At 69.4% G+C, this 1,385-nt stretch carries 1 protein-coding gene, 1 tRNA gene and 1 pseudogene; 1 reads left to right on the top strand and 2 read right to left on the bottom strand.

The genetic code is table 11. From position 1 onward, the window contains the following. Nucleotides 1–135 precede the first annotated feature (135 nt). Nucleotides 136–207 (bottom strand) — tRNA-Val (locus ACWDR0_RS34895). Nucleotides 208–269: 62 nt separating this feature from the next. After that, the gene (locus ACWDR0_RS34900; protein WP_456355850.1) at nt 270–788 is read right to left on the bottom strand and encodes a TIGR02611 family protein; all 519 of its coding nucleotides are present in this window, start codon (nt 786–788) and stop codon (nt 270–272) included. Nucleotides 789–979: 191 nt separating this feature from the next. Here ACWDR0_RS34900 and ACWDR0_RS34905 point away from each other — a divergent pair. Further along, nucleotides 980–1,291 (top strand): annotated as a pseudogene (locus ACWDR0_RS34905) (SsgA family sporulation/cell division regulator); the annotation flags it as partial. Nucleotides 1,292–1,385 lie beyond the last annotated feature (94 nt).

Here is a 1,385-nt window from a genome sequence, read left to right on the forward strand (position 1 = left end):
GACTCGGTGCCGCCGAGCACTTCCGTGTCGCCCAGCAGCCGGCCCTGGGCCCGCAGCTCCCCCTCCCGCCCCGGGCCGGGTACGAAAACGGCCGGGGCCGGTCCGTACGGTGACGGACCGGCCCCGGCCGGTGTGTGGGCGATACTGGGATCGAACCAGTGACCTCTTCGGTGTGAACGAAGCGCTCTCCCGCTGAGCTAATCGCCCGGGAACGCGTCGCCAACATTACCCCATGTCAGCGGGGTTCCCGACCACCCTTGAGGGGCGGCTCACTGCCCTTCGATCTGCCAGGGCATGACCAGACCGAACTTCCACAGATAGAACCCGGCCAGTGCGCAGCAGATCACCAGACCGACGGTGGTCAGGATGATGTTCCGCCGCCGCACCCGGGGGTCGAGTGCCCGCTGGGCCGCCTCGCTGACCTTCCGCTTGGTCCAGCGGAGCACCAGCTGCGCCCAGACGAACTCGGTCGCCCAGATGGCCATGCCGGCGAAGATCACGACCCAGCCCGGGCCGGGCAGGACCAGCATCGCGGCGCCCGCTCCGACGACCGCGAGGCCGGCCAGGAAGACCCCGACCTGCCAGCTGATGTGCAGCGCCCGCGAGCGCTTGATGAATGCCGGAGCCTTGGAGCCGAGCGCGGGCTCGGCCCCCTTCTCCGTGTCCGCCCCCGCAGCGTCCGTCTCCGGACCGGGGCCGCTTCCGGCGGCCCCCGCCGCCGCTGCCCCCGTCACGGAAGCCGAGTCCCGAGTCACCAGGGCCTCCCCCCGCTCGCTCTCCGTTTTCATGCACTCAAACGTACCGGATCGCCTCCCGTTCACCGGTTCGGACGTATAACGCAAAGTAATGCAGGGCCGTACGAGCGACATGAAGGATCACAAAACGGTCAGAGGGGTTTACAACGACACCGTAGGTGGCATGTCGATTTCGCCGACGTGCGAATCCCCGAGCGCACACTGAGCGAAAGGCCCTGGCGCTTATGAACACCACGGTCAGCTGCGAGCTGCACCTGCGCCTCGTTGTATCCAGCGAGTCATCACTGCCTGTACCCGCGGGCCTGCGGTATGACACGGCCGATCCCTATGCCGTGCACGCCACCTTCCACACCGGAGCCGAGGAGACGGTCGAATGGGTCTTCGCCCGCGACCTGCTCGCCGAGGGGCTGCACCGGCCCACCGGCACGGGTGACGTCCGGGTCTGGCCGTCGCGCAGTCACGGTCAGGGCGTCGTCTGCATCGCGCTGAGCTCCCCGGAGGGAGAAGCGCTGCTGGAGGCCCCGGCCCGGGCCCTCGCTCGGCGGGACCGTGGTCCGGCTCGCCGTCGTACCCCTGAGGTTCGCCCTCGTACCCCGGCCGTCCCGGATCCCGGGGCGCGAGCAGGATGTT

This window comes from Streptomyces sp. NPDC003691 (assembly GCF_053981115.1).

What these genes read in the sequence shown, in the direction of transcription:
- ACWDR0_RS34900 (WP_456355850.1), bottom strand. Translation starts at nt 788, where the DNA reads ATGAAAACGGAGAGCGAGCGGGGGGAGGCCCTGGTGACTCGGGACTCG.